Annotated in this window: 28 protein-coding genes and 1 pseudogene; 14 read left to right on the plus strand and 15 right to left on the minus strand. The window is 55.6% G+C overall.

Annotation, left to right across the window (positions count from 1 at the left end):
- Positions 1–50 precede the first annotated feature (50 nt).
- Both HXW87_RS02355 and glnK read right to left on the minus strand, forming a co-directional pair.
- Entirely contained in the window at positions 51–1,388 is a 1,338-nt protein-coding gene (locus HXW87_RS02355; protein WP_027610437.1) for an ammonium transporter, read from the minus strand.
- 36 nt (positions 1,389–1,424) lie between these two features.
- The gene (gene glnK / locus HXW87_RS02360; RefSeq protein WP_002555808.1) at positions 1,425–1,763 is read right to left on the minus strand and encodes a P-II family nitrogen regulator; all 339 of its coding nucleotides are present in this window, start codon (positions 1,761–1,763) and stop codon (positions 1,425–1,427) included.
- A gap of 413 nt (positions 1,764–2,176) precedes the next feature.
- Here glnK and HXW87_RS02365 point away from each other — a divergent pair, with 413 nt between their 5' ends.
- Together HXW87_RS02365 and HXW87_RS02370 are read left to right on the plus strand one after the other, a co-directional pair.
- A complete protein-coding gene (locus HXW87_RS02365) occupies positions 2,177–2,437 on the plus strand; it encodes an accessory factor UbiK family protein (RefSeq protein WP_007920416.1) in 261 nt (86 codons plus the stop codon).
- Positions 2,438–2,795: 358 nt separating this feature from the next.
- Entirely contained in the window at positions 2,796–3,323 is a 528-nt protein-coding gene (locus tag HXW87_RS02370) for a Bro-N domain-containing protein (protein WP_239778391.1), read from the plus strand.
- Here HXW87_RS02370 and HXW87_RS02375 read toward each other — a convergent pair.
- Positions 3,318–3,587 carry a HigA family addiction module antitoxin gene (locus tag HXW87_RS02375; RefSeq protein WP_182402989.1) on the minus strand — a complete coding sequence of 90 codons (270 nt, stop codon included), beginning with the start codon at positions 3,585–3,587 and terminating at the stop codon, positions 3,318–3,320. The genes HXW87_RS02370 and HXW87_RS02375 overlap by 6 nt on opposite strands.
- Before the next feature lie 593 nt (positions 3,588–4,180).
- Between HXW87_RS02375 and HXW87_RS02380 the strand changes: the two genes are divergently transcribed.
- The 4 genes and pseudogenes from HXW87_RS02380 to HXW87_RS02395 all read left to right on the plus strand — a co-directional run bounded on the left by HXW87_RS02380 (position 4,181) and on the right by HXW87_RS02395 (position 6,384).
- Positions 4,181–4,717 (plus strand): GNAT family N-acetyltransferase, encoded by a 537-nt coding sequence (locus HXW87_RS02380; RefSeq protein WP_182402991.1) that lies wholly within the window; start codon positions 4,181–4,183, stop codon positions 4,715–4,717.
- A 34-nt stretch (positions 4,718–4,751) separates the two neighbouring features.
- Positions 4,752–4,922: a hypothetical protein gene (locus tag HXW87_RS02385; protein ID WP_167443788.1), complete on the plus strand. Its 171-nt coding sequence runs from the start codon at positions 4,752–4,754 to the stop codon at positions 4,920–4,922.
- A gap of 177 nt (positions 4,923–5,099) precedes the next feature.
- Positions 5,100–5,942: pseudogene (locus tag HXW87_RS02390) on the plus strand (magnesium chelatase domain-containing protein); the annotation flags it as partial.
- A gap of 220 nt (positions 5,943–6,162) precedes the next feature.
- Complete coding sequence (locus HXW87_RS02395) at positions 6,163–6,384, plus strand: hypothetical protein (RefSeq protein WP_182402993.1); 222 nt, start codon at positions 6,163–6,165, stop codon at positions 6,382–6,384.
- A gap of 135 nt (positions 6,385–6,519) precedes the next feature.
- Here the strand turns inward: HXW87_RS02395 and HXW87_RS02400 are convergent, their stop codons facing one another.
- Positions 6,520–7,746, minus strand: a complete 1,227-nt coding sequence (locus tag HXW87_RS02400) for a zinc-dependent alcohol dehydrogenase (protein ID WP_239778392.1) — start codon at positions 7,744–7,746, stop codon at positions 6,520–6,522.
- A gap of 433 nt (positions 7,747–8,179) precedes the next feature.
- On the opposite strand from HXW87_RS02400, the gene HXW87_RS02405 reads away from it, so the two are divergent.
- Together HXW87_RS02405 and HXW87_RS02410 are read left to right on the plus strand one after the other, a co-directional pair.
- Complete coding sequence (locus tag HXW87_RS02405; RefSeq protein ID WP_034139786.1) at positions 8,180–8,995, plus strand: alpha/beta hydrolase; 816 nt, start codon at positions 8,180–8,182, stop codon at positions 8,993–8,995.
- A complete protein-coding gene (locus tag HXW87_RS02410; protein WP_239778393.1) occupies positions 8,985–10,157 on the plus strand; it encodes a PAS domain-containing sensor histidine kinase in 1,173 nt (390 codons plus the stop codon). Before HXW87_RS02405 ends, HXW87_RS02410 begins: the two co-directional genes overlap by 11 nt.
- 14 nt (positions 10,158–10,171) lie before the next feature.
- Here the strand turns inward: HXW87_RS02410 and cydB are convergent, their stop codons facing one another.
- The 3 genes from cydB to HXW87_RS02425 all read right to left on the minus strand — a co-directional run bounded on the left by cydB (position 10,172) and on the right by HXW87_RS02425 (position 14,422).
- Complete coding sequence (cydB, locus tag HXW87_RS02415) at positions 10,172–11,173, minus strand: cytochrome d ubiquinol oxidase subunit II (RefSeq protein ID WP_182404502.1); 1,002 nt, start codon at positions 11,171–11,173, stop codon at positions 10,172–10,174.
- A 12-nt stretch (positions 11,174–11,185) separates the two neighbouring features.
- Positions 11,186–12,562, minus strand: coding sequence for a cytochrome ubiquinol oxidase subunit I (locus HXW87_RS02420; RefSeq protein ID WP_182404501.1), 1,377 nt, complete (start codon positions 12,560–12,562; stop codon positions 11,186–11,188).
- Between the two features lie 282 nt (positions 12,563–12,844).
- Positions 12,845–14,422, minus strand: coding sequence for a sensor domain-containing diguanylate cyclase (locus HXW87_RS02425; protein ID WP_239779135.1), 1,578 nt, complete (start codon positions 14,420–14,422; stop codon positions 12,845–12,847).
- Between the two features lie 335 nt (positions 14,423–14,757).
- On the opposite strand from HXW87_RS02425, the gene HXW87_RS02430 reads away from it, so the two are divergent.
- Positions 14,758–15,168, plus strand: coding sequence for a response regulator (locus HXW87_RS02430; RefSeq protein ID WP_034139790.1), 411 nt, complete (start codon positions 14,758–14,760; stop codon positions 15,166–15,168).
- 80 nt (positions 15,169–15,248) lie between these two features.
- On the opposite strand, the gene HXW87_RS02435 is transcribed toward HXW87_RS02430, so the two are convergent.
- Positions 15,249–15,500: a hypothetical protein gene (locus tag HXW87_RS02435; protein ID WP_034139791.1), complete on the minus strand. Its 252-nt coding sequence runs from the start codon at positions 15,498–15,500 to the stop codon at positions 15,249–15,251.
- Positions 15,501–15,696: 196 nt separating this feature from the next.
- Here HXW87_RS02435 and HXW87_RS02440 point away from each other — a divergent pair, with 196 nt between their 5' ends.
- The gene (locus tag HXW87_RS02440; protein ID WP_034139792.1) at positions 15,697–15,954 is read left to right on the plus strand and encodes a DUF6555 family protein; all 258 of its coding nucleotides are present in this window, start codon (positions 15,697–15,699) and stop codon (positions 15,952–15,954) included.
- The gene (locus tag HXW87_RS02445; RefSeq protein ID WP_052199021.1) at positions 15,951–16,199 is read left to right on the plus strand and encodes a hypothetical protein; all 249 of its coding nucleotides are present in this window, start codon (positions 15,951–15,953) and stop codon (positions 16,197–16,199) included. The genes HXW87_RS02440 and HXW87_RS02445 overlap by 4 nt, the downstream gene beginning before the upstream one ends.
- A 22-nt stretch (positions 16,200–16,221) precedes the next feature.
- On the opposite strand, the gene HXW87_RS02450 is transcribed toward HXW87_RS02445, so the two are convergent.
- The 4 genes from HXW87_RS02450 to HXW87_RS02465 all read right to left on the minus strand — a co-directional run bounded on the left by HXW87_RS02450 (position 16,222) and on the right by HXW87_RS02465 (position 19,659).
- The gene (locus HXW87_RS02450; protein WP_034139914.1) at positions 16,222–16,758 is read right to left on the minus strand and encodes a hypothetical protein; all 537 of its coding nucleotides are present in this window, start codon (positions 16,756–16,758) and stop codon (positions 16,222–16,224) included.
- 205 nt (positions 16,759–16,963) lie between these two features.
- Positions 16,964–17,464, minus strand: coding sequence for a ferritin-like domain-containing protein (locus HXW87_RS02455; RefSeq protein WP_034139794.1), 501 nt, complete (start codon positions 17,462–17,464; stop codon positions 16,964–16,966).
- 146 nt (positions 17,465–17,610) lie between these two features.
- A complete protein-coding gene (locus HXW87_RS02460) occupies positions 17,611–18,540 on the minus strand; it encodes a ZIP family metal transporter (protein ID WP_034139795.1) in 930 nt (309 codons plus the stop codon).
- 234 nt (positions 18,541–18,774) lie between these two features.
- A complete protein-coding gene (locus HXW87_RS02465; RefSeq protein WP_034139796.1) occupies positions 18,775–19,659 on the minus strand; it encodes a manganese catalase family protein in 885 nt (294 codons plus the stop codon).
- A gap of 337 nt (positions 19,660–19,996) precedes the next feature.
- Here HXW87_RS02465 and HXW87_RS02470 point away from each other — a divergent pair, with 337 nt between their 5' ends.
- Positions 19,997–20,437 (plus strand): low affinity iron permease family protein, encoded by a 441-nt coding sequence (locus HXW87_RS02470; RefSeq protein WP_080761495.1) that lies wholly within the window; start codon positions 19,997–19,999, stop codon positions 20,435–20,437.
- Positions 20,438–20,487: 50 nt separating this feature from the next.
- On the opposite strand, the gene HXW87_RS02475 is transcribed toward HXW87_RS02470, so the two are convergent.
- The gene (locus HXW87_RS02475) at positions 20,488–20,748 is read right to left on the minus strand and encodes a DUF1652 domain-containing protein (protein WP_034139797.1); all 261 of its coding nucleotides are present in this window, start codon (positions 20,746–20,748) and stop codon (positions 20,488–20,490) included.
- 436 nt (positions 20,749–21,184) lie between these two features.
- On the minus strand, positions 21,185–21,985 hold the full coding sequence (locus tag HXW87_RS02480; protein WP_052199022.1) for an alpha/beta hydrolase: 801 nt from the start codon (positions 21,983–21,985) through the stop codon (positions 21,185–21,187).
- Positions 21,986–22,356: 371 nt separating this feature from the next.
- Here HXW87_RS02480 and HXW87_RS02485 point away from each other — a divergent pair, with 371 nt between their 5' ends.
- Both HXW87_RS02485 and HXW87_RS02490 read left to right on the plus strand, forming a co-directional pair.
- Positions 22,357–22,641 carry an MbcA/ParS/Xre antitoxin family protein gene (locus tag HXW87_RS02485; RefSeq protein ID WP_176393372.1) on the plus strand — a complete coding sequence of 95 codons (285 nt, stop codon included), beginning with the start codon at positions 22,357–22,359 and terminating at the stop codon, positions 22,639–22,641.
- 56 nt (positions 22,642–22,697) lie between these two features.
- Positions 22,698–23,489, plus strand: coding sequence for an NAD-dependent deacylase (locus HXW87_RS02490; protein WP_239778394.1), 792 nt, complete (start codon positions 22,698–22,700; stop codon positions 23,487–23,489).
- Between the two features lie 79 nt (positions 23,490–23,568).
- On the opposite strand, the gene HXW87_RS02495 is transcribed toward HXW87_RS02490, so the two are convergent.
- A complete protein-coding gene (locus HXW87_RS02495; protein WP_182404530.1) occupies positions 23,569–25,983 on the minus strand; it encodes a S8 family peptidase in 2,415 nt (804 codons plus the stop codon).
- Positions 25,984–25,988 lie beyond the last annotated feature (5 nt).

Raw genomic sequence — 25,988 nt, forward strand, 5'->3', positions numbered from 1 at the left:
CGGACAAAAAAATGCCCGGCAAGCCGGGCAAGTTTTTTCGATGCGCGTACTTACAGGTTGTAGCCGCGTTCGTTGTGTTGTGCCAGGTCCAGGCCAACCGATTCTTCTTCCTCGGTCACACGCAGACCCATCACGGCGTCCAGCACCTTGAGGATGATGAAGGTGACAATCGCGGTGTAGATCACTGTGAAGCCGACGCCTTTGCACTGAATCCACACTTGCGCCGCGATGTCGGTCACGGTGCCGAAGCCGCCCAGCGACGGTGCAGCGAATACACCGGTCAGGATCGCACCGAGGATACCGCCGATACCGTGCACGCCGAATGCGTCCAGGGAGTCGTCATAACCAAGCTTGCGTTTCAGGGTGGTGGCGCAGAAGAAGCACACCACACCCGCCGCCAGACCGATCACCAGTGCGCCCATCGGGCCCACGGTGCCAGCAGCCGGGGTGATTGCCACCAGACCGGCAACCACACCCGAGGCGATGCCCAGCGCACTTGGCTTGCCGTGGGTGATCCACTCGGCAAACATCCAGCCCAGCGCAGCCGCAGCGGTTGCAATCTGAGTAACCAGCATCGCCATGCCGGCAGTGCCGTTGGCCGCTGCAGCGGAACCGGCGTTGAAACCGAACCAGCCGACCCACAGCATCGCCGCGCCCATCAGGGTGTAACCGAGGTTGTGCGGCGCCATCGGGGTAGTCGGGAAGCCTTTACGCTTGCCCAAGACCAGGCAGGCGATCAGACCGGCCACACCGGCGTTGATGTGCACCACCGTGCCACCCGCGAAGTCGAGTACACCCCAGTCCCACATCAGGCCGCCGTTACCGGACCAGACCATGTGCGCGATCGGTGCATAGACCAGGGTGAACCAGATGCCCATGAAGATCAGCATCGCGGAAAACTTCATCCGCTCGGCGAACGCACCGACGATCAGCGCCGGGGTAATGATCGCGAAGGTCATCTGGAAGGTGATGAACACCGCCTCAGGGAACAGCGCCGCCGGGCCGGTCAGGCTCGAAGGCGTGACACCGGCGAGGAACGCCTTGCCCATGCCGCCGAAGAACGAGTTGAAGTTGACGACGCCCTGCTCCATGCCGGTGGTGTCGAACGCAATGCTGTAGCCATAAATGACCCACAGGATGCTGATCAGACCGGTAATGGCGAAGCATTGCATCATCACGGAAAGAATGTTTTTCGAGCGGACCATGCCGCCGTAGAACAGCGCCAGGCCCGGGATGGTCATGAACAGCACGAGGGCTGTCGAGGTGAGCATCCAGGCGGTGTCGCCGGAATTGAGGACCGGGGCCGCCACTTCGTCTGCCGCCATTGCAAGGCCGGGCATTACGATGGACAACAGGGCTCCTAGCCCTGCGAATTTACGCAGAGTCATATTGTTTTCTCCTGGGGCGTTGGGGTTTGTGGCGGCTTAAATCGCGTCGGTATCGGTTTCGCCGGTACGGATGCGGATCGCCTGTTCCAGATTGACCACGAAGATCTTGCCGTCACCGATCTTGCCGGTGTTGGCCGCTTTGGTTATCGCCTCGATAACCCGATCCAGATCCTTGTCGTCGATGGCCACGTCGATTTTCACCTTGGGCAGAAAATCGACCACATATTCCGCGCCGCGATACAGCTCGGTGTGACCCTTCTGCCGGCCGAAGCCTTTGACTTCAGTAACGGTAATGCCCTGCACGCCGATTTCGGACAGCGACTCGCGCACGTCGTCCAACTTGAACGGCTTGATGATGGCAGTGACTAGCTTCATGAAACTCTCTCCCGAATTGGTGGACTTGCCCCAGGAAAACAAACCCGACTCAAGTCTAAGCGCAGTGCCTGGCTTTGTAACGCATCGTCGGCCTTGCCTGCCCGACTGACGCCAGCTAACCGCTGCCGGCGAAACTCCCCGCTCCGCCTGCCGCACTGCATTCGTCACAGCGACTGCATCAGTGCATGGGTCACTACCGACTAAGCAGAAAGCTTGCCATCTCGCCAAATTCCTCTGATTTCAATCCTTTGGCCGCTGCCACAGGCGTTTGCACGAAAAACGCCCGACGGTTACGCACAACAACGGTGCGTTGCCGTCCGTCCGCTTGCGCGAAAAGCGTGCATCCGTGCCTGCGTCAATGACTATAGACACTGCGTGATACACTGCGCACCACTGTTTACAGGACACATCCCATGCTCGCGCCCAAAGACTTCCTCGACGCCCTGAGCGGCACTGCCTCCCGCCTGTTCAGCGGCGACACCCCGCTGCCAAAAGCCGAAATCGAAAGCCAGTTCAAGATGCTGCTGCAAAGTGCTTTCAGCAAACTGGATCTGGTGAGCCGTGAAGAATTCGATAGCCAGATGGTCGTCCTGGCTCGAACTCGCGCTCGCCTCGAGAGCCTCGAAGCGAAAGTTGCCGAGATGGAAGCCAAGCTGACACCGCCCGCGGAATAATCTGCTCCCCCTGTAGGAGCTGCCGAAGGCTGCGATCTTTTGATCTCCAGCCCTTCAACCATCCCGGCAACGTCCTACAAACTGCATTACCGCCGTCCGATTGCGCCGAAAAGCCCAGGTTTCTAAGCTCACCCGATGCTGAATGTTCAGCACCGGGTTTGGCGACCCGAACAGCTTAAGGCGCACGACAACCATGATGGCGGCTACATTTACCGCCACATCTTTTCATGGCGGTTGTGCGTGGGAGACCTTCGGGTCTGCCGGGTTCCTTTTGCTCCGGTTCGCCAACCCGCGTACGACTGCCACCCAATTGTTTGGCGACAATTGAGGGCAGCCCTAAAGCAAAAGGAGCTGTTCAATGAAAAACGAAGATACGTATCTCACTCCTCAGGTGTTCACCCGCCACAAACTCCCCCTCCACGCCCTGCTCATCCAGAACCAACCCTGGTTCTCTGCCCGCGACCTGGGCCGCCTGCTGCACATTTACCTCAACGAACGCATGCTGCGAAAACTCGACCCCGACCAATACCAAACCCGCAAAACCCTGATCCACAACCAGATCGAAAACACCCTCCTGATCAGCGAATCCGGCATCTACGCCCTCCTCGTCTATCACTATTGCCCCGAATACCGAGCGCTACGCGAATGGCTCACCCATCAGGTTATCCCCACCCTGCGCGACGCCCAGCACCCCACAACAAGCGAACGCCCACAGCTAAGCCTGCTGAATTGGCCCGAGATGTCGTTGAGTTTGCTGCACTGGAATAACCAGCCGTGGATTCGGTTGCAGGATGTGCCATTGATGGTGTTAGAACAGGAAAAGCTAAAGCGCCCAGAACCGGGCACTTGGTGGAAGAGGGCTTCGCGGATGCTGCAATCGCTATAGGCCCGCATGCCGGAGCTGAGCCCTGCGTAAATCGTAAGTCGACTGAAGATTCATCCAGAACTCAGGCGTGGTGTTGAGGTGGATTGCCAGTCTGATTGCCAGATCGGCGCAGATCCTGAGCTGGCATTTCACAAGCTTCTCGATCTCGGTTTCAGGCCAGTTCGTGGGCATGGCCAAGTCCATGACAGTCATGCCCAACGGCTCCATGAATTCCTTATTCAGAACTTCGCCGGGATGAATCGGGCGCATACCATTGCGGTTCATTTGTCGCCTCCAGAGGCTGCATTGAGCGGCCAAACTGGAGCATCCGACTTTGCATTACAAGACCGTTGAGTCCCTTTCGCTGACGTCCTACAACTATTAGGGCATGCCCCTACAAAAATCAGCGTCCCCGCCTGGTTATGCCGTCCTTACCCCCCTCATTACATTGGCAAACGAAAATGTACCCGTCAGGATGGAGGTCTCTGTGAAAGATAAAAAGAGGAAGACAAAGCTACTTCTGATTGTTGAACTACGCCTCGAAGCACTCCGACTGGCTGGAAATATGTCAGCCAATCAACGGAGGTTTATTGAAGTCGCCGTTACGTGCGGGCCTGAGCTTGAGCCAAGCGGCCTGCTGTCGGGCAGAAAATCCTGAATCAAAAAAGAAAAAGGCGTCCGACAGGACGCCGTTTTCTTTTTTTAGGAGTAGTCGCAGCGAACTTTTAGCTCCCAAGCCGTATCACCCTGAATCCGCCCAAACCAACGTCCTTCACTTACGTAAGTACCGTCCTACAAGAACTGTCCCCCACGCCTGATTACGTGAGTATCCCCACCTTCGCTACCTTCTGCGGCCTGATCCAAACAGAACTCAGACAATGCGAAGAAAAGGAAAAGGGACCGAGCTCCGTAATCAGACACTCAAATCCGAAGCCCGCAAGCTTGCACACCAAACCGTATCCATGGACCCGGAAGCATTAGCTGCCGGGGTGGATGCAACATTACTCGGAATTGAGCCAATTACTCCTGTAGCAATCAATGCATACCACCAGTGGAGCGGGCCCGTGAGCTATCCATGGGATGACGTGCTGAAGTGGAAAACCAAAGACGCAAAGGGTCTGGACCTGGCTTTTTGGTACGAAGGAGAGCTGTGCGGCTTGTGTTACGCAACTCCGCGCAAAAGCACGATCTGCATAAAAATCATCCTTTTGCAGGGACGAACTGGCAAGACCCACACCTTGCGGGGCTGGATCGCACCCATGGCGCTACTAACAACTGAATTCTATGCACGGAGACTGGGATGCACTGAAATCGAGGTCCAGGAACCTGACTCTGGCGCCATCCCTTACTACCAAAAACTTGGGTTTCATTTCGACACAGCCGACCGCCTTGTCTTTCCACTGGACGACCAATAAGATCGACTCATTCATCCAGACACGAGAGGTGTCTATGAAACAGAAGAAACAGAAAAAACAGCCGTTACTCGCATCTAGGCTTCGTGCAGAAACGCCCAGTTTGGCCGATACGGTTTCTGCCAGTCAGCGGCACTTTTTGAAGGTCGCCGCGGCCTATGGCAAAGAATTGGAGCCTGATGGCTGGCTCGCCGGTGGCGGAACCTGAATCCCGCATTAAAAGACCGTCTAGTAGGCGGTTTTTTTTCGCTTGAAGATTAGTCCTTTCGACTCCAGCAACATCCAGTGAAGCTTTGCCCAGGCAACTGTCCCTTCAACTCCCTCCTCCCCGACTACCCTTAAAAAACCGCAGGAAGCGGCCCCCGATTCAACTCAAGGAACGACCATGTCCCTCGCCATCGTCCACAGTCGCGCCCAGATTGGCGTGGATGCTCCCGCCGTCACCGTCGAAGTTCACCTCGCCAACGGCTTGCCCTCGCTGACCATGGTCGGCCTGCCCGAAGCGGCGGTGAAAGAGAGCAAGGACCGGGTGCGCAGCGCGATCATCAATTCTGGGCTGCAGTTTCCGGCGCGGCGGATCACCTTGAATCTGGCGCCGGCGGACTTGCCCAAGGACGGCGGGCGCTTTGATCTGGCGATTGCCCTGGGGATTCTGTCGGCGAGTGTGCAGGTGCCGTGTCTGACGCTGGATGAGGTGGAATGCCTTGGTGAACTGGCGTTGTCCGGCGCTGTGCGGCCGGTACGCGGGGTGTTGCCGGCGGCGCTGGCGGCGCGCAAGGCCGGGCGGGCACTGGTGGTGCCGCGGGCGAATGCCGAGGAAGCATGTCTGGCTTCGGGTTTGAAGGTGTTTGCGGTGGATCATCTGCTGGAAGCCGTGGCGCATTTCAACGGGCATACGCCGGTCGAGCCTTATGTCTCGGACGGGCTGATCCATGCGGCGAAACCTTATCCCGACCTCAATGAGGTGCAAGGACAGATGGCCGCGAAACGGGCGCTGCTGATCGCGGCGGCGGGCGCACACAACCTGTTGTTCAGCGGGCCGCCGGGGACCGGCAAGACCTTGTTGGCGAGTCGCTTGCCGGGCCTGCTGCCGCCACTCTCCGAATGCGAGGCGCTGGAAGTGGCGGCGATTCAATCGGTCGCCAGCGGCGTGCCACTGACCCATTGGCCACAACGGCCCTTTCGCCAGCCGCACCACTCGGCCTCCGGGCCGGCACTGGTCGGTGGCAGCTGTGACATTTGACAATAAATGCAACTGATTGGAAATTGATGCAACTCACATGTGATGCGGATCTTTAAGTGTTTATGCTTCAAAGCCAAGTATTGCGGGTGTTTCTCAACATACTCTCGTGCGGCTCGGCGTTTTAAACTCTAGCCACCCACTCGTCACCGGTATTGAACGGTAAACGTGCAGACCTTTCTACCGTCCATACTTGGAGGGTTATGTCATGTATGTAGACAGAAAAGCACAGGCACTGGAAACCTGGCAGCGACTATTCACTCATCCTGAAATTCGAATGAGCGCTCCTGAGCAATACGATGAATTACTGCGCCTTGCCGAGGAGTATTGCGAAGAGGGGTTCATCACCAAAGAGGAGCGCAGAGCGATGATTGAGAAAGCGACGGCGAATTATCGACGGGCAGTTGAAGGCATGGGCCAAGGAACCTAGGGGTGTTCTGGTTTATGGCGACGGTAGCCTGCTGCAAGTATGAAGCCTGTCATCCAATGGTGAGGACAGGCTTCACTCCAACAGTCACGGCTTAAGTTTTGGCGCTATCAGCGGCCAGCAGGATAAGGGTCACCGTTAAGCGACTGGGGCCATTGGCGGAGTCTCATTCACGTCGGCCAGTGGTACGTCGCTGCTGCCAGGTGTCAGGATAACCTTGCGACAGTTTTCCTGTTTCTTGTCGAAGATCCGGTAACCTTCCGCTGCCTGTTCCAGCGACATCCTGTGGGTGATGATGGCCTCGGGTTGCAACCGACCCGTCTCAATGTGTTCCAACAGCTCAGGCAAGAACCGCTGCACATGAGTCTGACCCATTTTGAACGTCAGGCCCTTGTCGAACGCATCGCCGAATAGAAAACCGTGAATGAACCCTGAGTACACGCCGGGCACACTCACCACGCCGCCGCGCCGTACCGCGGCGATGCACTGGCGCAGTGCTTTGCCGCTACTGCCTTCCAGCTTGAGAGTGGCGAGTACTGTTTCGGTGGTGCTGCCCTTGGCTTCGAACCCCACGGCGTCGATCACCCCGTCCACCCCCCTGCTACCCGGAGTCTGCCGGATGATGGTGTCGGCCGGATCATCATCGTCATCAAAGTTGATCGGGATAACACCGTAAGTACGCTGCGCATACTCAAGGCGATACGCATGATGATCGACCATGAAGATGCGCTCGGCACCGAGCATGCGGGCGCAGGCGGCGCTCAGCAGTCCCACCGGGCCAGCGCCGTAGATGGCCACACTTGAACCTTGACCGATATTTGCATTGAGAACCGCCTGCCAGGCGGTTGGCAGGATATCGGAGAGAAACAGCACCTTCTCATCCGCCAGCGTGCCTGGAACCTTAAATGGCCCAGTGTTGGCTTTAGGCACCCTAACCAGTTCAGCCTGACCTCCCGGAATGCCGCCATACATTCGGCTATAACCGAACAGTGCCGCCGGCGGCGGAATCCGTTTTTTGTTCATCGCCGCGCCCGGGCCGGTATTCGTCGTCTCACACGCGGCGTAAAGCTCCTGTTGGCAAAAGAAACAATCACCACAGGCGATGACAAACGGAATCACCACCCGATCACCGCGCTGGACCGCAGTCACGCCAGAACCGGTCTCCTCGACGATGCCCATGAACTCGTGACCGAAGATATCGCCATGCTCGACGGTGGGAATCTTGCCGCGATACAGGTGCAAATCAGAACCACAGATGGCTGTGGCGGTGACGCGCAGAATAATGTCGTCCGGCGCTTCTAGTACCGGATCCGGCACGCTCTCGACTCTGACGTCATGGGCGCCGTGATAGGTCATTGCTCGCATGGTGATGTCCTCGTACGTTCAATAAAAGACGTTGGTCTTCATACCGAAGGACTCGGGCACACTGGAGTTCAGTAAGCTTTCTGAAAGTCAGATCAGCGGACGATAACGAAGGAATTCAGGACGCAAGTCCGATTTAAACGGTAATCCGATCATTCGACATAGACATCTACCGGGTGGTGACTTTCATCGCATGGATTCCAACCGGCATGATTTGAACCAAAAGCCACAGAAGCTGCCAAAATCATTCGCTTAACGTACCGAATAAAAATCACCTCCCCCGCCATCCGACCCCATAGTACTGATAGATCGCAGCACGTGTTTTCTGAATACTCTCTTAACGGGTAGCTATTGTAATGGTCTGCATGACCGCAACCCGCGCTATCTACAATGCCGAAAATGCCAAAAGACCTTAGATACTCTCGGGATGACGCGCATGAACCTGCGATACCGCAACAACATAAAAGTGATGGGTGAAGGTCCTTCGACACTGATCTTTTCCCACGGTTTTGGCTGTGACCAGAGCATGTGGCGCTATTTGGTCGACCACTTCACGTCTCGTTTTAAGATTGTCCTTTATGACCTTGTCGGGTCGGGGCAGTCAGATATCGGCGCGTATGATCGGGAAAAATACAGTTCCTTGATGGGATACGCCCATGATCTGGGTGAAATCGTCGATCATTTTGCCACTGGTGAAGTAATTCTGGTCGGCCACTCTGTTAGCGCCATGATAGGTGTCCTACTGGACCGCCTATGCCCTGGAAAAATTGCGGCGCATGTGATGATTGGCCCTTCACCCTGCTACATTGACTCCGATGACTATGTGGGGGGATTCAAACTCGAAGACATCCAGTCCTTGCTCGACACGCTGGACAGCAACTACCTTGGCTGGTCCAGCAATATGGCACCGGTAATCATGGGCGCGCCCGGGCAACCTGCACTGGGAGAAGAACTGACCAATAGCTTCTGCCGTACCGACCCTGAGATCGCCAAGCAATTCGCACGCGTGACGTTCATGTCAGACAATCGCAAGGACGTTGCGGGATTGGTCACACCAACCTTGATTCTGCAATCCACCGACGATTTCATCGCTCCCATCGCCGTAGGTGAATATCTGCATGCTGTACTTCCCAACAGCACACTCAGCTTGGTGGCTAACGTTGGTCATTGCCCACACATGAGCGCACCGAGTGCCTGTTCGGAAGCCATGGACAGCTTCCTGACGCTGAGGGCAGGTGCGGATGTCGACTGACGCACCGCCAGGTCCCGACTCGCAGACACTATTTGAAGGCGCGCCTTGCGGCCTCGTGGTTACGCAAGAGGACGGGACGATTTTGCTCGCCAACCTGACATTTTGCTGTTGGGTCGGCTTCGACGCCTGCTCTTTGATCGGGCGGCGTTTCCAAGACCTGTTGACAATAGGCGGCCGTATATTTCACCAAACCCATTGGGCGCCGCTGATGCGTATGCAAGGCTCAGTAGCCGAGGTGAAGCTCGATCTGGTCCACAAGGACAAACATTGCGTCACAATGCTGCTTAACGGTGTAAGGCGCGAAAATGCCGATGGTGCTTTTTTTGAACTGGCACTATTCACGATAAGCGATCGCGACAAATATGAGCGCGAACTACTCAGCTCCCGAAAAGTCGCCGAAGGTCTACTGCACGAGAAAACCGTTGCGGAAACTGCGCTTCAGCTTGCTCAAAGCGAGTTGAAAATAGCCTACGAAAAGGCCGAACGTCGTGCATCATTCGCCGAGCAGATGGTTGCTATCGTCAGCCATGACCTGAAAACACCGCTGACTGCGATAAAAATGGCGTCTGACATGTTAACCAGAGACGAACTGTCTGCTAAGCAATTCAAAATGCTCGGCCATATCAGCCAGTCAGCTGGCCGCGCTGAACGAATGATTGCCGATCTGTTGGACTTTACCTTGGCCCGGGTCGGCCGAGGAATAGCAGTAACGCCGGCCCCGGTTGATCTGCATACTTTAGTCAGCCTGAGTGTCGATGAATTGCGCGTCGCTTTTCCCGCTGCAAATTTGCAGCATCAATGCAATGGATCGGGTATCGCATACATTGATGCAGATCGGGTACAGCAAGTTATTGGCAACCTGGTTGCTAACAGCGTTGCTTATGGAGATTTGAAGCAGCCAATCATCATCACTTCATCTTGTGAAGAGCATCAAACCATTGTGTCCGTTCGCAACCAGGGCGCGATTATCCCTGAGTCATTGATGGCGACTCTATTCGAACCCATGATCCGCGGCACCAACGACCGTAACGCACGCAGCGTAGGGCTTGGATTGTTCATCGTGAGGGAAATCGCCCGGTCACATGGAGGGAACGTCACGGTGTGTTCCAACACCGAAGAAGGCACAACGTTTGAAGTCTTTTTTCCACAAATTCAGTCTTAGAAACCCGGAATTTTTCAGCTTTTTGTTCCCACACGTACCTTGCCGCTGAAGACTCTGAATCCATAAGTGTTGTAGATCAACGTCACCGGTATCAACACGGCAAAGCCGACGAGCATGAAGACCTGGCTATTGGGCTTTGAGGTGGCGGCTTGCAGCGTCAGACCCGGGGGAATGATCAGCGGATAAAGCGCGACGAGCATCAAGGCGAACGCCAGTACGAATACACCCAGGGCGCAGAACAGCGGTACCCAGTCAGAACGACTGCGAAACCCTGATCGGAATACCACCAGCAAAGCCATCAGAATCAAAACCGCGGGTACCCACACCACCGGCGCCGTCAGCCGCTGCGAGTACTGATCGTGCAAGGTGGTGGTCCAAGCGACTAAAACCAGCAGAAGCCCTGCCGTGCCCCAAGCCAGCTGCTTCGCCTGACGCGCAGAACGGTGCTGCAGTTCATCAACGGTTCGCCAATACAGCCAGCAAGCGCCCAGCCAGGTATAGCCCAGCACGAGTACGAGGCCGCAAAATAGCGGAAAGGGTTCGAGCCACTCGCGGCCATCGCCACTGTACTGACTGCCCAGATGGGGGACGCCTTTGACCAGGGTGCCGAGCACAATACCTTGAATCAGTCCCGTGCACAGGGAGCCACACAGCAACACGCCGTCGATCAGCCGTTTAACGCGCTCGCTGGGCGCGTGATCACGAAATTCAAGCGCCATTGCACGCAGTATCAATGCCAGAAACATGGCGATAAATGGCACGTAAAGCGCGGGGAGCAGAATGGCGTAGGCCAGCGGAAACAAAGCCAGAAGCCCGCCGCCACCGAGAACGAGCCAGGTTTCGTTGGCATCCCAAATCGGCAGGATGGTCACAGCCATGGCGCGTCGATTGCGGCTGCTATGCGTCAGGCCCAGCAGTATGCCGACACCCAGATCGGTTCCGTCGAGCAACACATAGTTCATCACCGAGAATGCCAGAGCTGCTGCACACAACAGGGTCAGCCAGTCAGTGTCCATCGACTCGTTTCCTCAAGACCGTCCGGTTTCGTCAGGCAATGTTGGTTGCGGACCTGGCTCGCCACGGCGCGGTGGCTCACGTAGCAAACGCATCAGCACCCACAAGCCGATGCCGAATACCAGCAGATAGAACAGCAGAATTCCCCACGTAGAAGTCACCACCTGCTCGCGTGAGACCCGTGACACGCTGTCGGCCGTGCGCAGTAGCCCGTAGACGGTAAAGGGCTGACGCCCGACCTCAGTGACGATCCAACCACTGAGCATCGCTACAAATCCCGTTGGGGCCATCAGCACACAGCTCCATAACCACCCGCGTGCAATGTACAGACGCTTACGAAAGCGAAGAACGAGGCTGGCGATGCCTTGCGCCAACATCATCAACCCCAGCCCGACCATCAGGCGAAATGCGAAAAATACTGGCGGCACCGGCGGAATGTCCTCAGGCGCGAACTCGTCCAGTGCGGCGATGGTGCCGCTCAGGTCGTGACGAAGGTAAAGCGAGCCGATCCGCGGAATAGCCACTTCCCAGTGATTGCGTCTTTCGGACATATCCGGCCAGCCGAATAGGCGCAGCGGTTCACCCGCACCTGCGGGTGGACGCGTCCACGAACCTTCAATGGCGGCTACCTTCTGCGGTTGAACCTTCAAAGTGTGTTCGCCATGTAGGTCGCCGACCACAATTTGCGCGGGAGTTAGAGCCACGACCGTCCATAAGGCCATGGACAATTGCAGGCGTGCGCGGGGATTGTGCGAGGTTTTGAGCAACTGCCAGGCACTGGCGCCGGCCACCAGCGTTGCCGAACCCAGCAGCGCGGCCAATGTCATATGCGCCAGGCGATAGGGGAACGAGGGATTGAAAATGATCGCCCACCAGTTTTCGGCCAGAAAGCGCCCCTCCCCTGACATCGAATAGCCTGCGGGTGTGTGCATCCAGGAGTTGGCCGACAGTATCCAAAATGCGCTGATCAACGAACCCATGGCTACGGCACCAGTGGCGAAGAAATGCAGTCGTGGGCCGACCTTCTTCAATCCGAAAAGCATGATGCCCAAGAACCCGGCCTCGAGGAAAAACGCCGCCAACACTTCGTAGAACATCAACGGTCCAAGAATATCGCCCGCCTGTACCACCAGACGCGACCAGTTCAGCCCAAACTGATATTCCAAAATCAGCCCTGACGCCGTACCCACCGCCACATTAAGGGCGAATATCTTGAGCCAGTAGTGATAGACATCCAGATAGACTTCGCGACCGGTCTTGAGCCACAACGCCTCGAGTACCAGTAGAAAATTCGACAGACCGATGGTGAACGCCGCCAGCACGATGTGAAAACTGATGGTGATCGCGAACTGGGCACGCGCCGCCGTGAGGACTGAGTCGAGGGCTTCCACGTATGACTCCCGGCTTGTGATCAGACGATTAGGTTGCTCAACACTTCTGTGAGCGCTTGCCGCTATGGCGTTTCGCTTTCTCACTCGAGAATTGGAACGTTTCCACTCAATGGTTGAGCCGACCTATTCATCATAGTTGCGCCTACCAACAGTGATAGCGCACTCATTTGTCGTTTTGTAGGCGGGCGAGGAGCACTGCTGTGGTACCTGTGGCGAGCAGATACCGAGGATGCTTTTCAGGGTGCACGCTTGAAGTGTTTTTTGCGCACGCTTGTTCGCCTTTCAGTCAGCGATCACGCTCATGTTTCGGCCGCTGGTCTTGGCAATGTAGAGCGCTTTATCAGCAGCACCAATCAGATCGTCCGGGGTGTCCTCAGCTCTTGGGCTACAGGCGCTTACACCGATGCTGACCGTCACTATCCCCTGCTCGCTGTCTTTGTGTGCAATCTGCGCTTGTTCTACTGCGTTGCGGATCTTTTGCGCGACGATAAAAGCCCCAACGTAATCGGTTGCCGGCAGAACAACTGCGAACTCCTCGCCGCCAAATCGTGCAGCGAGATCGCCTGGTCTCTTAATGTTTTCAAGGATGATCCCACTTAGCCTGCGTAGACACTCGTCACCGACCAAGTGGCCATACCGATCATTGAAACGCTTGAAGTGATCGACGTCGATCATCAGCAAGGCCAGGGTGGTGTGACCACGTTTGGCCCTTCCCATCTCAGCCTGCGTGAACAAGTCGAACTGGCGACGGTTTGCGAGCCCGGTCAGTGCGTCTTCCAAGGCGAGCAGTTCCAGGGTTCGATTCACATCAAGCAGCTTGTCTTGAGCGCCCAGTAATTCGTTTTGAATTCGGTTCTGTTGTTTCATCAACCGGATGAAGCGATAACCGATCCCACCCAAAACGCTCATCAGCAAAATTACGATGGCGGAGCTCATCAATGTTTCCTGCCACCAGCTTGCCAATACCTCCTCTTTATTCATGGCTGAAAACACCACGAGAGGATACCCACTGACCCGTCGAAACCCGACGACGCGTTCTATACCATCTACGTATGATCTGACCGTGGCCGTTCCAGAAGGCCCTTTTGGTAGCAACTGGGTGAATAGCGGGCCGTCCGCAACGCTGCTGCCAATGATCGCATCGTTAAAGGGGCGTCGAATGACGATTCTGGCGTCGGAGGAAATCAGGTTGATAACGCCATTACTGCCAATATCGATGCTGTTGTAGAGCTTGAGAAAGTGATCAAGATAGATAGTTGCCAATGCCACGCCTGCAAAACTGCCATCAGGGTTGTTGATCCTGCGCGACACCGGCAGGACCCAATCGCCCGTTGAGCGACTTTTGATGGACAGCCCTACATGCGGGCCTCGGTCAGGATGATCGCGATGGTAGATAAAATACTCACGATCGGCGTTATTTGCGTTCGGCGGCAGGATGCCGCTCGAGTCCGCTATCCAGGCGCCGTTCTGGTCATAGATAAATAACCCATGCAACTGTGGCAGCTCGTTTCGCTGTGCATTGAGAAGACGTAGTAGGAGAGGTAACTGCTCCGGGCTCATTCCTTCCGTTTCAATTCGATCGACCAAGCTGAACAGCACGGTGTCGGCTTGTTTGATGGATGCCTGAGCTTGTGACGCCAGGGTTTGCGCGAGGTTGGCCATTGACACTTCCTTGTCGTGCAACCGGTAGTCACGCGAATTCCAGCCCTCCCAGATGGCAACCACCACTAGCGAAAGGCAAACTGCCAGGAGAAAGCCGATCGCTGCGCGAACCTTGTCTTTCGTCACCCCGTGCTCAGACGTGGTGAGCTCTGCTTCCTTAACTTTTGCAAGACCAGCTGCGAAAGACTCGTGAGGCATAATTTGCCCTTTATGATATTGAGCGGCGAGACATTCCCTTAGCTCGTTTTGACTCAATGTGCACCCGCAGGCGCCCGACACCATTCGACCATACTCCAAGAAAATTGGGTGAACTGGCAAGGGAGGGCATCAAGATCCCATGGATTAGGGGGTCTAGGTCTCAGACGAATTGTGGCACGCTGATTTTTTCTCATCCGGGAACATGTCGTAGATCTAAGTCTCCAATGCCGCGGCGGTCGACTGGTGGGTATTAATTCCTGGACGATTCAGTTCCGGTACTACACTGACGGACGTGAATTTTCTTTTGAACTCTGCAGACGTTAAGGATCCGGAGATTGAAGCTCACTTGGGAAGGTCTACTGCCAATTTCTGGCAAAGTCATCGTGATTGAAGACGATCCGACGCTTCGTATGCTCATGGGCGATATCCTGAAGGAAATCGGCGCACAGTCCCTAGCCTTTGAGACAGCTGACGATGCTTTGACATATTTGCTTGAGGCGCATGTGCCGTGCCCTCTGGTGGTGGTGGATCATGCATTACCGGGACAGATTCAGGGTGCTGAATTTATCGAGATGGTGAAGGGCAAGTGGCCTTCCACGGGATCCATCCTAATCTCTGGCTATTTGCTGGAGCCATCAACTATCCCCCGTTCGACCCAGTACCTGCAAAAGCCGTGGTCATTGGATGACTTTGTCGTGGCGGTGGCAGCGGTTTTACAGCCAGGCTATCCGTTGCGTAAAAACTGACTCGCTGCGCTTCGGTGATCGCGCGGATTGCCGAGCTTCTTCAATGGCTTTACACAGATCACCCATCGCGGCTGGTAGTGCTAATCATGGTAGTCAGCGCCGGCGACGGCACGAAGATAAGCCTGATCGGCCTCAATACGCAGCTCACGCCATTCCTGCCAGGTCACGACGCCCAACCGATCCATTTCATCAGCTAGACGCAAAAGTTCGTCGTGGTAAGCATCCGGGCAGTCCATTCGCAGCGTGCAATCATCCATTGCGCTATGCCAGCGATCGTAGGCACGTAGCTTGGCCTCTTGCTCTGGAGAGAAAAGGATTTTGCAGCTGTTCATGGTGATGACTCTGCGACATGGTTTGCCAGTTGAGCCAACTGCTTTGAAGACAGTTCAGAGGAGCCGACCAGAGGACAAATACCTCTCGAAGGGAGCGCTTTGCACCAAGGTGTATTGACAGCCACATTCCTACATATTTTTTTGGAATTTTTCGGCAGCGCATCGCTCCTTTGCATATGAGCAAAAGGAGGGCCTCATGAATCGCACTGATCTGTACGTCATTGAATATCGGCTTCACGGGAAGCCAAAGTCGTTCGTCATTCGATCGCCCAAAATGCGAAACGCGGATGCTTGGCATTGGGCATGTTGCGACGCGGATTTGGCGCCTATCCCAAAACCGGGGAAGGCTCCGCTCAAGGTGTTCAGCAAGCCTATGGCTGAGAGGTTCGGCGTGACAGATGTGAGATGGCGGGAAACCACCAAAGTAGCGTGGACGGAGGCAGTTTCAATATGACCCAAGACACAACGCAATCAGCGGTATCATCGACCGACGATGAGCTAGCGCGAAATGCAGCTCTTTTCCTCGAGGCGGACCGGCTGGAGGCGCATGCCTACAGCATGCTTGAGGGCGACTCTACCAGTGCAGTGTCCTGGGAGCGCTTTACTGAAGCGAAAGCGCAGGCCGATGCTAAGCGTATCGAAGCGCAGCAGGATCTCCTGCGCATTCGCGGTCAACTCATAAATTCTCCGGGGACGTGAGCATGTACATGGGGCCTCAAGGTTAACCGAACGGCTTCGTGAGCTGGATGAGCACCGACCAGAAACCCAGCAGGATCCAGAACGTTGCAAAAATCCAAGGGGTGCGCACCGAGAACAACAGCGCCTTTCGGTACCCCTTATGGGTGGACTCTCGCTCGCAAAACAGCGGTGATTCATCGTAAGCCATGCCCATCACCGGCTCGCTCCTCAATAGCTCGCTCTGCTTGTAGTACCAATGATCGATGATGTCGTAGGCCGCCCGAATGCCGGGCCATGCGTTGAGCGTGCTGAGTAATCCCAACAGCGCGAGAAAGGGAGGCACGATCAGCGTGAAGAGCTTGCCCCACTCAGGGTTGAGATTCCCCATGCAGGACGCGAACGCGATGACCAGAAAGGATTGCGCCGCCAGATAGGCGTCAGTCCGGTTGGCCAGGATCGAGGTCTCGTAATGAATTTCGCGACGATAAAATTCCAACCGTTCTTTGGGCGATCCGAACATCTTGGCGTTGTGTTCGGTCAACTCGGCCTCGCTGGTCGGTGAAGTCAGGATTCTTGGCAACGCGTTTACCTCAGAAATGACCTGCAACGATGATCATCTATTTTTGTGTTCCAGTGGGATGGCCCATAAAGGTCCAGAAGCAGGGCAACCGCTGCACCGGCGATCCATAAAGTATCCGGCTTGGATAAGGCGAGGTCAGCTTGGCTAAAAGAACGCCACGGTAACGAAAGTCGCCGTGGCGTTCTTACCGCCTCAATTTGAATCTTTATTTTTTCTCGAGGGTCGCAGCCTGGTTACCGCCTTGCTCCGCGATCTTCGACAGCTTCTCGTCGGCGCCTTTCTCCTCAGCCAGGGTGGCCTCCAGCAATGCAGCGGCATCGTCGAGTTTCAGGTGCTTGGCCATCGCGATCAGCGTGCCGTAACTGGCGATTTCGTAGTGCTCGACCTTTTGCGCAGCGCCGATCAGTGCTGCATCCAGCACCGCACCTTTGTCGATTTCGTCCAGTAGCTCTTTGGACTCCTCGACCAGGCCCTCCATCGCAACGCACTTCATGCGTTTGAGCTTCAGTCCAGTCAGCTCGACCAGCTGATCGATACGTTCGATTTGGCCCTGTGTTTCTTCAAGGTGCGAGGTGAAGGCTTCAGCAAGCAGCGGATTGGTCGCCGCCCGCGCTAGGCGCGGCAACGCTTTGGTGATCTGTTTCTCGGCGCTGTAAACATCGGAGAGTTCATGGATGAACAAGTCTTCAACAGTTTTCCTAGCCATTTCTAACTTCCTTCTGGTCAATGGATGTTTACCCGAGGCGTGATGAGGATTGCTCGTCCGCCATCGTGGTGATCATGAAAACTGACCAAGCTCTTTTAAGAGGCGTTCCAAGATTTTTTCGCTTCCCGGATGAAGTGTTCATCCCATTAGCCCAGTGCGGTATCGAGGAACATCATCACCCCGAATCCCAACATCAGACCGAGGGTCGCAGGTGTCTCGTGGCCGTTACGGTGTGTTTCAGGAATGACTTCGTGGGACACCACAAAGATCATCGCGCCGGCTGCGAGACCTAAGGCAATTGGATAACCCAAGGCGAAACCACTCGATACGCCGAGTCCGACCACTGAGCCCAAGGGTTCCATCAAACCGGAACCGATGGCGATCAACGCCGCCCGCCAAGCAGAGATACCGGTGACGCGCAAAGCCAGTGCAACGGCGAGCCCCTCCGGGATGTCTTGAATGGCGATGGCCGTCGTCAGCGGCAGGCCCACTTTCATATCGCCATTGGCAAAGCTGACGCCGATGGCCATGCCCTCCGGCAGGTTGTGCAGGGTGATGGCCAGGACAAACAACCACACTCGATTGAACCGTTGAGAGTCCGGTCCGCGCCTGCCGCTTTCCTGATGCTCATGAGGCACGAAACGATCTAGACCGATCATCAATGCCACACCCAGAGCCAGTCCAAACACCACAACACAGGCGGCCAGTAGCTGGTTTCCACACAGTGCCTGAGCGGCCTCAATGCCCGGAAGAATCAACGAGAAAGAGCTCGCTGCCAGCATCATGCCGGCGGCGAACCCCAGCATGATGTCTTGGGTACGCGAGGCAATATCGCGAAGGATGATCGCCACCACAGCGCCCAGGGTGGTCGCGGCGAATCCAGACAACCCTCCTAATGCCGCCAGACGCAGATTTTCCTTTTCAGCCCCTACCAGCGCCGAGTAACCACTGAACAACAGCAAACCAGTGACCAGCAGGAGCGTCGACCAAAACAGCACCCCAGGCCAACCGCCACTGGATGCCATGCCCAACCAATTGCGCAGTGAGGGTCTCGCAGACGATGAGGAAAGTGACATGTCGCCTCCTATCGTCCGGCTGGATGTTTCCCTGTGGCGTTGGCGGTCGAGTGACGCAACGTCTGGGCGATCCGCATAGCGGTCCGATCAAAGGATGCAGCGGTTGCGTTGAAGCGATCGGACAAGGACTGCGCCAGGTCATTGTTGAAAACGCCGGTATTCGAATTCATGCCGTGTACCTCGGATTGCATGGATAAAGAAACCGCACGCCGTTGTGGCGTGCGGTATTGGTCATCAAGCGTTCGGTTCACCCTGAACACCCGCGCCAAGATCGGCGCCGGTGATAGGATTGCTGTCCGGGTCGGACATGGTTCGTGCCTTCATATCCAGCAGCAGTTCCTCTTCTTCAGCGCTTAGTTGAACACTGGCGGTACCGTCACCGCCGTCCACGGCAGGCGCGGGGTTTTCCACGTACTCCCAATCGTCGCCCTGGTTCCACGGACCACGGGTGCTGCCTTCCCCTTGCGACATGTTGAAGTACACGTTGGTGAACTCCGGCATGCCGGGGAGCTTGCCCTGCGGGAAGTTCGGCTGGATTGCGTGGAGTGCTTTTTCGAAGGACAGTTGGTGGGCGATTTCGCGGGTCATAAGAAAGCCCAGTGCTTCTTTAACGCCAGGATCGTCCGTCACGTTCATCAGCCGCTCATAGACGATTTTTGCGCGAGCCTCGGCAGCAATGTTGGAGCGGAAGTCGGCCGTCGGCTCACCGATCGTATCGACATAGGCTGCCGACCAAGGCACGCCGGCGGAGTTGGTCAGCGGTGCGCCGGCGCCATACAGCAGGCTGGTGATGTGCGAATCGTTGCCCGCACCATTGATGGCCCGGTACAACTCACCTTCTTCTTCAACGCCCTCGGCCATTCGGCCTTTGGCACCCTTGTTCAACATAACGATGATGGAGCCGACGATTTCGAGGTGGCTTAGCTCCTCTGTCGCAATGTCCATCAGCAGGTCTTTACGGCCCGGATCATCTTCGGCCAGCGCTTGGGTGAAGTATCGCGATGCCGCCGCGAGCTCTCCCTGTGCGCCGCCAAATTGTTCAAGTAACAGATTGGCCAAGCCTGGATTGGGCTCGGCAACCCGCACGGTGTATTGAAGTCGCTTGTTATGTAGAAACATGACAAATCTCCTCAGGTCAGACGAGGCTCGATGCTCATTCGAGAAAGATCGAATGCGAGCTCACAGACATCTGAAGCGAATTCCGTGTGAGTAATTGCAATTTGTTTTCAGTCACGGCGACAAGCGGCGCGGAATGACTTTTTTTGAGACTTTAATCGCCAGTCGTCGGCCTTCCTCGGAGGCTTCGCAAACTTTTGCGTGATCAGTCAGCTCAACCGCTATCAGAGTTAGGAGCGTTTCCGATGGAGGAATTGCGAGGAGAGAGAAGACATATGTAACAAAGAATTTCATAGAGTTTGCGTGGTCGAAATGGCATCTCCCACTTGGATTTATGGTCATGAAATTCGCAAAGTTTTGCCAAGCACTCTCGAACTGGGCCGGCAGCTCGAAAACCTTTCTGATAGCTATTCTGCTGATCATCGCTTGGGCGTTAACGGGTCCGTATTTTCACTACAACGACACCTGGCAACTGATCATCAACACGTCAACAACGATCATCACCTTCCTGATGGTATTCCTCATCCAGAACACACAGAACAGGGATAACGACATCTTGCACCTGAAACTCGATGAACTGATCCGAGCAACAAAGGACGCGCAGAACGCCTTCATGTCATTGGATCATCTGGATACCAAGGAGCTGCGTGAGTTACGCAAGCGTTACAGCACGATGGGAGAAGAGGAAGAGGTGAATCTTGAGTGCACGGAAACTGCATCCGTAACGCAGGACATCCAAAAGCCCGCCGCGCTGCCTCCGGCGGAAACGCCAATGCCCTAGCAGTCGCGATGAGGGCTTAGGATTGGCTAAGCCCTCGGCACCTACAACTATCAACGGGTGGCAGCGATACCCGACAGGTTTCTTTGTTTGTTGGTCGCCAGATCGTACCGAAGCTCAGCAATCAGCTCTGAGATCGCCCGAGGACTGACCAATGTATTCGTCGAAATTCCAGTGACAAGCAGATCGACGCTGCCCGTCGCGGGATCAGTCACTCGGACCTGTAGTGAATTTCCAGTCACTAAAGTGCATTGGCACTCCAGCGGTCGAAAGCTCTCTTCAATGATTCTGCGCAGCTCCAGGGTTGAAATCATTCATTTCCTCCAGTGTCGTATCCCGAAGCAAGACATGTAGTGTTGAGTGGCAGATGCAGGCCCTAGGATTTCTCGAGCCATTGCGATCAAGACGATACATTTCTGGCGACAAAAGTTTGGCTTTCAAGGCCGAAACGGATACTGGTTCACATTTTCACGGTAATTAATCGAGCGTCAGTTAACCCGTTGGATGTAAACGCGCCTACCTATCCGTAGCCGGTGGTGTCAGCATCATCACTGATGAAGTTTAGGTTATCCAAATGAAAGGCTGGAGGATGCCGACGCAAGGAGCTTAAGCAAACCCAGTTCGAAACGCGTGATTCCTGTAGACCGGCCCAAATTGATTGCGAGAATCCGGTGTTTGCAGAGATGTATAAAACGGAGGGAGCGGGCAATTACGCAGAGGTCTACTGAAGCTGAATGCTCACGTGGCCAGTTAGGTGAGGTTGGCGATCGCGGGCTTTTTATCGTCGTGCGGTCGCTCAAGGAATTCGCGTATGACTTCGGCGGTTTGCTTAGCACTGGTCAACACGAAGAAATGACCCTCGCCACGCAGAACATGCAGTTCGGCACGGCGAATGCCGTGACGCAAAATGTGCCCGTTATAAAGCCGCACCAGCGGATCGCGATCGCCGGCGAGAATGAGCGTCCGCTGGCGAAGGCGGAACAGACGTAACAGGCTCGTCCAGCCGACCAATGCCGTGAATTGACGGTAATAGGTTTGGGGATTAACCGAGAGCATCCCATTCGCAACCCCGAAATGCATAAGCGCCTTTGTCGAATTGCGCCGGCCTTTTTGCTTATGCGGTTTGGCGCTTTTAGCCATGCTAAAAAAATCCAAGATATCAGCGGGTTTTACCAACATTGCTGGGCCGGCCGAGGTCGCAGCGAGTATCAAGCGACGCACCATGCTTGGATAACGTAGAGCGAATTCCTGTGCCAAAGCACCGCCCCAACTCACGCCGAATACATCGACCTGGTCGAACCCCAATTGCTTGAGCATCTGAGCGATCGTATCGGCATAACGCGGCAGACGCATTGGCCAACGCGGCGTCTGCGATTTGCCGACGCCGGGAACGTCCAACGTGATGGTCGTGTAGTCGGTCAGTTCATTTCGCAGAGGGTCGAACGCACGGATTAAGCCACCCATGCCGTTGAGCAGAAGCAGCGGTGAACCCTGGCCACGGATTGAAACGTTTAACTGCAAATCGCAAATGGATAATTTCTGAGTTGTCATGATGCTCCCTTTTTGCCCCCATCCTGACGGATCACTGTATGCAGTCCGCGTATGGGGCGGAAACACTGATCCCGCGCATGCCCCGGCTTGAAGGAAGTCCAGTTACAAGTCCCTCTCACACACGATCCTCGCTGTATTTGAGACTCAAGGTAATCACAAAGCTCCAATAGTCGAATTGTGGAAGGGCTCTGCAATGGGATTCCCACCTGTTGACTGCGAAATCGTGGAGCAACGACTGCAAAACTGTGCCAGTTCGACAGTCGCGAGGTAATGTCATACGAACCTTCCCTGCTCGACGGGATGTACTGCTCGGATGCCAAGTGCCGATGTATGCTGAACCTGCTGAATGTCGCAATTCGCAGGTGGCAACGATGCACTCAAAAGTACAACCCAAACCTTACTATTGGTCGATTGGTAAGAACACTTTTACTAACGTCAATTGTCTAAGCAGCCACCACCAAGCATATCTAGTACGGCGATACATGATCTTGGGACAGGCGGCAGAGGTGCTCGGCAGCTGTGATCGTGCCGAGCAATGGTTCAACGAACCCGCCCGTGGCCTGGATTATCAACCGCCTTGCAGCGTTATTGATGATGACCATGGCTATCAGCGGATCAAAGACTATCTGGGCCGCATTGAATATGGCGTGTATTGAGCAACGCCGGAAGCATCCCGTCATTGGCACAGACAAGCGCCGTAGGTGGTGGGAAGATGAGCAGCACTGTCGAAGCCGTAGTCTCGCTGGTCGGGGGTGCGAAGCGGATCGTGGTATTTACCGGTGCGGGCATCTCGGCCGAAAGCGGTATACCCACATTCCGCGATCCGTTGACCGGAATATGGGCGCGCCAGGATCCGGAGAAGCTGGAGACAGCTAACGCGTTCCGCGAGGACGCAGCATTAGTCTGGGGATGGTATCTATGGCGGCGGGCGCAAGTCGCGCAAGCGGTGCCCAACGCTGCGCATCAAGCCATTGCGCAGTTGACATGGACGCGAGATGTAACGGTGATCACGCAAAACATCGACGACCTGCATGAGCGAGCTGGAGCAGTGGATGTAATCCATCTGCACGGTAGCTTGGAACAGCCCAAATGCTTTGCCTGCCATAGGACTCCAACGGCCTTCTCGTTCGAGGAACCGATTGCTAGTGAGGATATGAGGATCGAGCCGCCTCGCTGTCCCCGCTGCCGCGGCAAACTACGCCCGGGTGTGGTGTGGTTCGGTGAAGAACTGCCGGCGGTGGCTTGGAAGAAGGCTGTTCTTGCAACAAAAAATTGCGATGTTCTGCTGTCGATCGGCACTTCGGGGGTGGTCTTCCCGGCCGCAGAGATTCCAACCATGGCTCTGCGAGCCGGTGCTTACGTCGTGCACATCAATCCAGTGCAAGTTGTGCAGCCGAGCTGCCGTGAGTTGTGCCTAGTGGGGCACGCAACAGAAATCGTTCCGGCTTTAGTTTTTCTGATGCGCCCATCGACTGGCGCTCAGGTTGAGAGACCGGTGCCTTGAGGAAATCGTCAGCCCATCTTCCCCGACGTCCGGTCTCTACAACAGAGAGCATCTCATGAAGTAACGCAGCTTCAACCGACTAAAATGCCGCCCGCTGCCGGGCCTCTTCTCGTGCCTGGAGCTGCAGTTCGAGCTGGGCTTGGATCTCTGTGTACAACTGAGCCCGCTCGTTATCGCGATCAGCTACTGTCACCACGAGCGAATAGGGTTCTTTGTCCAATACGTCCGGGTGATTCCACTCCCGATCTTGACGAATCACGACGACAAACCATTTCTCAGCAGGATTGCGTTGCTTGAAGGTCCACTTGGATGACTGCACCGTACCTCGACTTCTCAGTTGAGCGGAGATATCCCGGTTCGGCTCGGCGTCGTCACTACGGGTCTCATTTTCCTCCTGCTTGTCCCTGTTGAAGTAGCCCTGCACCTCGTCCAGGGAAGCCCCTTTGACCAAACGGAAACTGATCTGGGTCGCAAGATAGTCCAGGCGAGTGGTACGCACTGCCGGCGAGTAGGCCAGCGTGACGCACAACTCCCTAAGACCCCGCGTCTTGCGCAGGTAGGTAGCAGGAAGAGGCAGCTCATAAAACTGGCAGGCATCCTTCTCGATGCTCTCTTCGCACATCAATACAACGCATTGATCCGAGGATCGGAACAAGTCACTTTCACTCACTTGGCCGTATCCACCCACATCGCGGGAAATCTCGCGGTTGTAGGTCGCTTTATTGGCTTTGTAACCCTTGCGCATCTCCTCCGAGAAAGTGCTCTCCACCTCGCTCGACAGAGACGCATGGTTCACGAGCATGGCTCGCAGAAGATTGGCTGAAGCCTCCGGGTATTCATTGAGCAGACGCCCTGCCAAATGAGTGATGTAAGGCGCAGAGAAACTAGTGCCACTGAGTTCCTTGAACAGCGTATTGCCTTGGAACTGATGGTTCATCGTCAGCACGCCCAGACCGCGCATGTCGGTCTTCCACTGCTGATTGTTGTAATGCACCGGACACGCCAGGTTGCCACCATGAGCGACCAACTCCGGCTTTAGAGCCCCTTTCACCGACGGGCCATGTCGGGTGAACGGTGAGGGTTGGTTCTCCGATGCCGGAGACAGCTGATGGATCTCGGGGTGTCGCTGGCTGTCGAAAGTGGCGTCGTGGCGGGAAATGCTGCCGACGGTCAGCACATTCAACGCAGGTGCCGGGTCAATGATGACACTGCGTTCGTGCAGCAGGTATTCCGGATACTCGTCCCGCCAGCTTTTTATCGGTACGGCCGGATCCTCAGAGCCCATGAAGTTGCCGGTAGAAACGACAAACAGCACGTTGTGTTTACGCGCAAGCACATCGAGGATGTAGGCCAGACCGCGAATGTGTGTACCGTCGTAAGGCGCATTGGTATTTCCCAGCGACAAATTGAAGATGCGGCAGCCCAGTCCCACGAAATGCTCAACGGCTTCTGTCAGCGTCGCTTCTACCGTGTGCTCGTCATAAATAGCATTGTGGGTGTCTGGGCATTTGCGCATGACCTTACCGTTGTAAAGCCAGATTTGCGGATTCCAGAAATTGCTTCGATCACAGGCTTCTACGTCGCCATAAAGCGCAATCCCGGCGACGGCTGTCCCGTGGCCAGCCTCATCGAATGCGTCCTGACCCGCCACGAATGACTCACTTTCTGCAATTGCCGATCGAAGCAACGGATGGTTAGTGTTGATACCGCTGTCCAGGATGCACACCCGCGCCGCATCGTCGGCAGGGCGTGGAATGTTTGCCGGGATCTGAGCAATGTCACGGTTCAGCTGCGGGTAAGAGATGCCAGTCTGGGGAATTAGGTCAACCATGCGCACGTCACTATGGTTGAGCAGCCCTTGTGCTTGAGTATCACTCACCTCGACGCGGTACATCACCAAGCTGTCGAAGTTGAGCTTGTGGATCGTCTTGATGCCGTTGTCCGCCAGCCACTTTTCGAACGAGGCGCAAAGGCGAATGCGTGCCGGATGATTGGTGACGTGGTGTGGCCAGAGTTCGACGTCCAGTGTGAATGTTTCAGAGTGTGGAAGGCCGATATGGCGTAAGGCCCAGCTTTTGCGGTCCTCGGCGGACCACGCATCGATACCCTCGATGGCTTCCAGAATCTGCTTGTAGCTGACATTCTGCCCGAGCACGCCCAACTTGTTCAGGTGGTCTTGAAAGATGGCCAGGCCAGCCTCGGTCGCGAACACCACACAAACCTGCTTGCCCTCCTGACTGATGAATTCCAGGCCATGCTTCTGGAGATTTTCAAACGTCATCGCGCCGTCGTACTGCAACTTGAATACAAACGGGGAGTTCTCGGCAGACTTGTGCTGCTTTGCAGCAACACCCGCTGCCGTCGCAAAATAGCCGTTAAGCTTCTGGCCATGCCCCCGCAAGTCATCGCGCTTGGTGAACTTGGGGGGATTTTTCGTCCGACGACGATTGTCCAGGTTTTCGCGCTCAAAACTCAGGTGTTTGTAAGTTGCCAATTCAT

This window comes from Pseudomonas sp. Y5-11 (genome assembly GCF_022368695.1).
GTDB lineage: Bacteria > Pseudomonadota > Gammaproteobacteria > Pseudomonadales > Pseudomonadaceae > Aquipseudomonas > Aquipseudomonas parakoreensis.

What these genes read in the sequence shown, in the direction of transcription:
- HXW87_RS02355 (WP_027610437.1), bottom strand. Translation starts at nt 1,388, where the DNA reads ATGACTCTGCGTAAATTCGCAGGGCTAGGAGCCCTGTTGTCCATCGTA.
- glnK (WP_002555808.1), bottom strand. Translation starts at nt 1,763, where the DNA reads ATGAAGCTAGTCACTGCCATCATCAAGCCGTTCAAGTTGGACGACGTG.
- HXW87_RS02365 (WP_007920416.1), top strand. Translation starts at nt 2,177, where the DNA reads ATGCTCGCGCCCAAAGACTTCCTCGACGCCCTGAGCGGCACTGCCTCC.
- HXW87_RS02370 (WP_239778391.1), top strand. Translation starts at nt 2,796, where the DNA reads ATGAAAAACGAAGATACGTATCTCACTCCTCAGGTGTTCACCCGCCAC.
- HXW87_RS02375 (WP_182402989.1), bottom strand. Translation starts at nt 3,587, where the DNA reads ATGAACCGCAATGGTATGCGCCCGATTCATCCCGGCGAAGTTCTGAAT.
- HXW87_RS02380 (WP_182402991.1), top strand. Translation starts at nt 4,181, where the DNA reads ATGCGAAGAAAAGGAAAAGGGACCGAGCTCCGTAATCAGACACTCAAA.
- HXW87_RS02385 (WP_167443788.1), top strand. Translation starts at nt 4,752, where the DNA reads ATGAAACAGAAGAAACAGAAAAAACAGCCGTTACTCGCATCTAGGCTT.
- HXW87_RS02395 (WP_182402993.1), top strand. Translation starts at nt 6,163, where the DNA reads ATGTATGTAGACAGAAAAGCACAGGCACTGGAAACCTGGCAGCGACTA.
- HXW87_RS02400 (WP_239778392.1), bottom strand. Translation starts at nt 7,746, where the DNA reads ATGCGAGCAATGACCTATCACGGCGCCCATGACGTCAGAGTCGAGAGC.
- HXW87_RS02405 (WP_034139786.1), top strand. Translation starts at nt 8,180, where the DNA reads ATGAACCTGCGATACCGCAACAACATAAAAGTGATGGGTGAAGGTCCT.
- HXW87_RS02410 (WP_239778393.1), top strand. Translation starts at nt 8,985, where the DNA reads ATGTCGACTGACGCACCGCCAGGTCCCGACTCGCAGACACTATTTGAA.
- cydB (WP_182404502.1), bottom strand. Translation starts at nt 11,173, where the DNA reads ATGGACACTGACTGGCTGACCCTGTTGTGTGCAGCAGCTCTGGCATTC.
- HXW87_RS02425 (WP_239779135.1), bottom strand. Translation starts at nt 14,422, where the DNA reads ATGCCTCACGAGTCTTTCGCAGCTGGTCTTGCAAAAGTTAAGGAAGCA.
- HXW87_RS02435 (WP_034139791.1), bottom strand. Translation starts at nt 15,500, where the DNA reads ATGAACAGCTGCAAAATCCTTTTCTCTCCAGAGCAAGAGGCCAAGCTA.
- HXW87_RS02440 (WP_034139792.1), top strand. Translation starts at nt 15,697, where the DNA reads ATGAATCGCACTGATCTGTACGTCATTGAATATCGGCTTCACGGGAAG.
- HXW87_RS02445 (WP_052199021.1), top strand. Translation starts at nt 15,951, where the DNA reads ATGACCCAAGACACAACGCAATCAGCGGTATCATCGACCGACGATGAG.
- HXW87_RS02455 (WP_034139794.1), bottom strand. Translation starts at nt 17,464, where the DNA reads ATGGCTAGGAAAACTGTTGAAGACTTGTTCATCCATGAACTCTCCGAT.
- HXW87_RS02460 (WP_034139795.1), bottom strand. Translation starts at nt 18,540, where the DNA reads ATGTCACTTTCCTCATCGTCTGCGAGACCCTCACTGCGCAATTGGTTG.
- HXW87_RS02465 (WP_034139796.1), bottom strand. Translation starts at nt 19,659, where the DNA reads ATGTTTCTACATAACAAGCGACTTCAATACACCGTGCGGGTTGCCGAG.
- HXW87_RS02470 (WP_080761495.1), top strand. Translation starts at nt 19,997, where the DNA reads ATGAAATTCGCAAAGTTTTGCCAAGCACTCTCGAACTGGGCCGGCAGC.
- HXW87_RS02475 (WP_034139797.1), bottom strand. Translation starts at nt 20,748, where the DNA reads ATGATTTCAACCCTGGAGCTGCGCAGAATCATTGAAGAGAGCTTTCGA.
- HXW87_RS02480 (WP_052199022.1), bottom strand. Translation starts at nt 21,985, where the DNA reads ATGACAACTCAGAAATTATCCATTTGCGATTTGCAGTTAAACGTTTCA.
- HXW87_RS02485 (WP_176393372.1), top strand. Translation starts at nt 22,357, where the DNA reads ATGCACTCAAAAGTACAACCCAAACCTTACTATTGGTCGATTGGTAAG.
- HXW87_RS02490 (WP_239778394.1), top strand. Translation starts at nt 22,698, where the DNA reads ATGAGCAGCACTGTCGAAGCCGTAGTCTCGCTGGTCGGGGGTGCGAAG.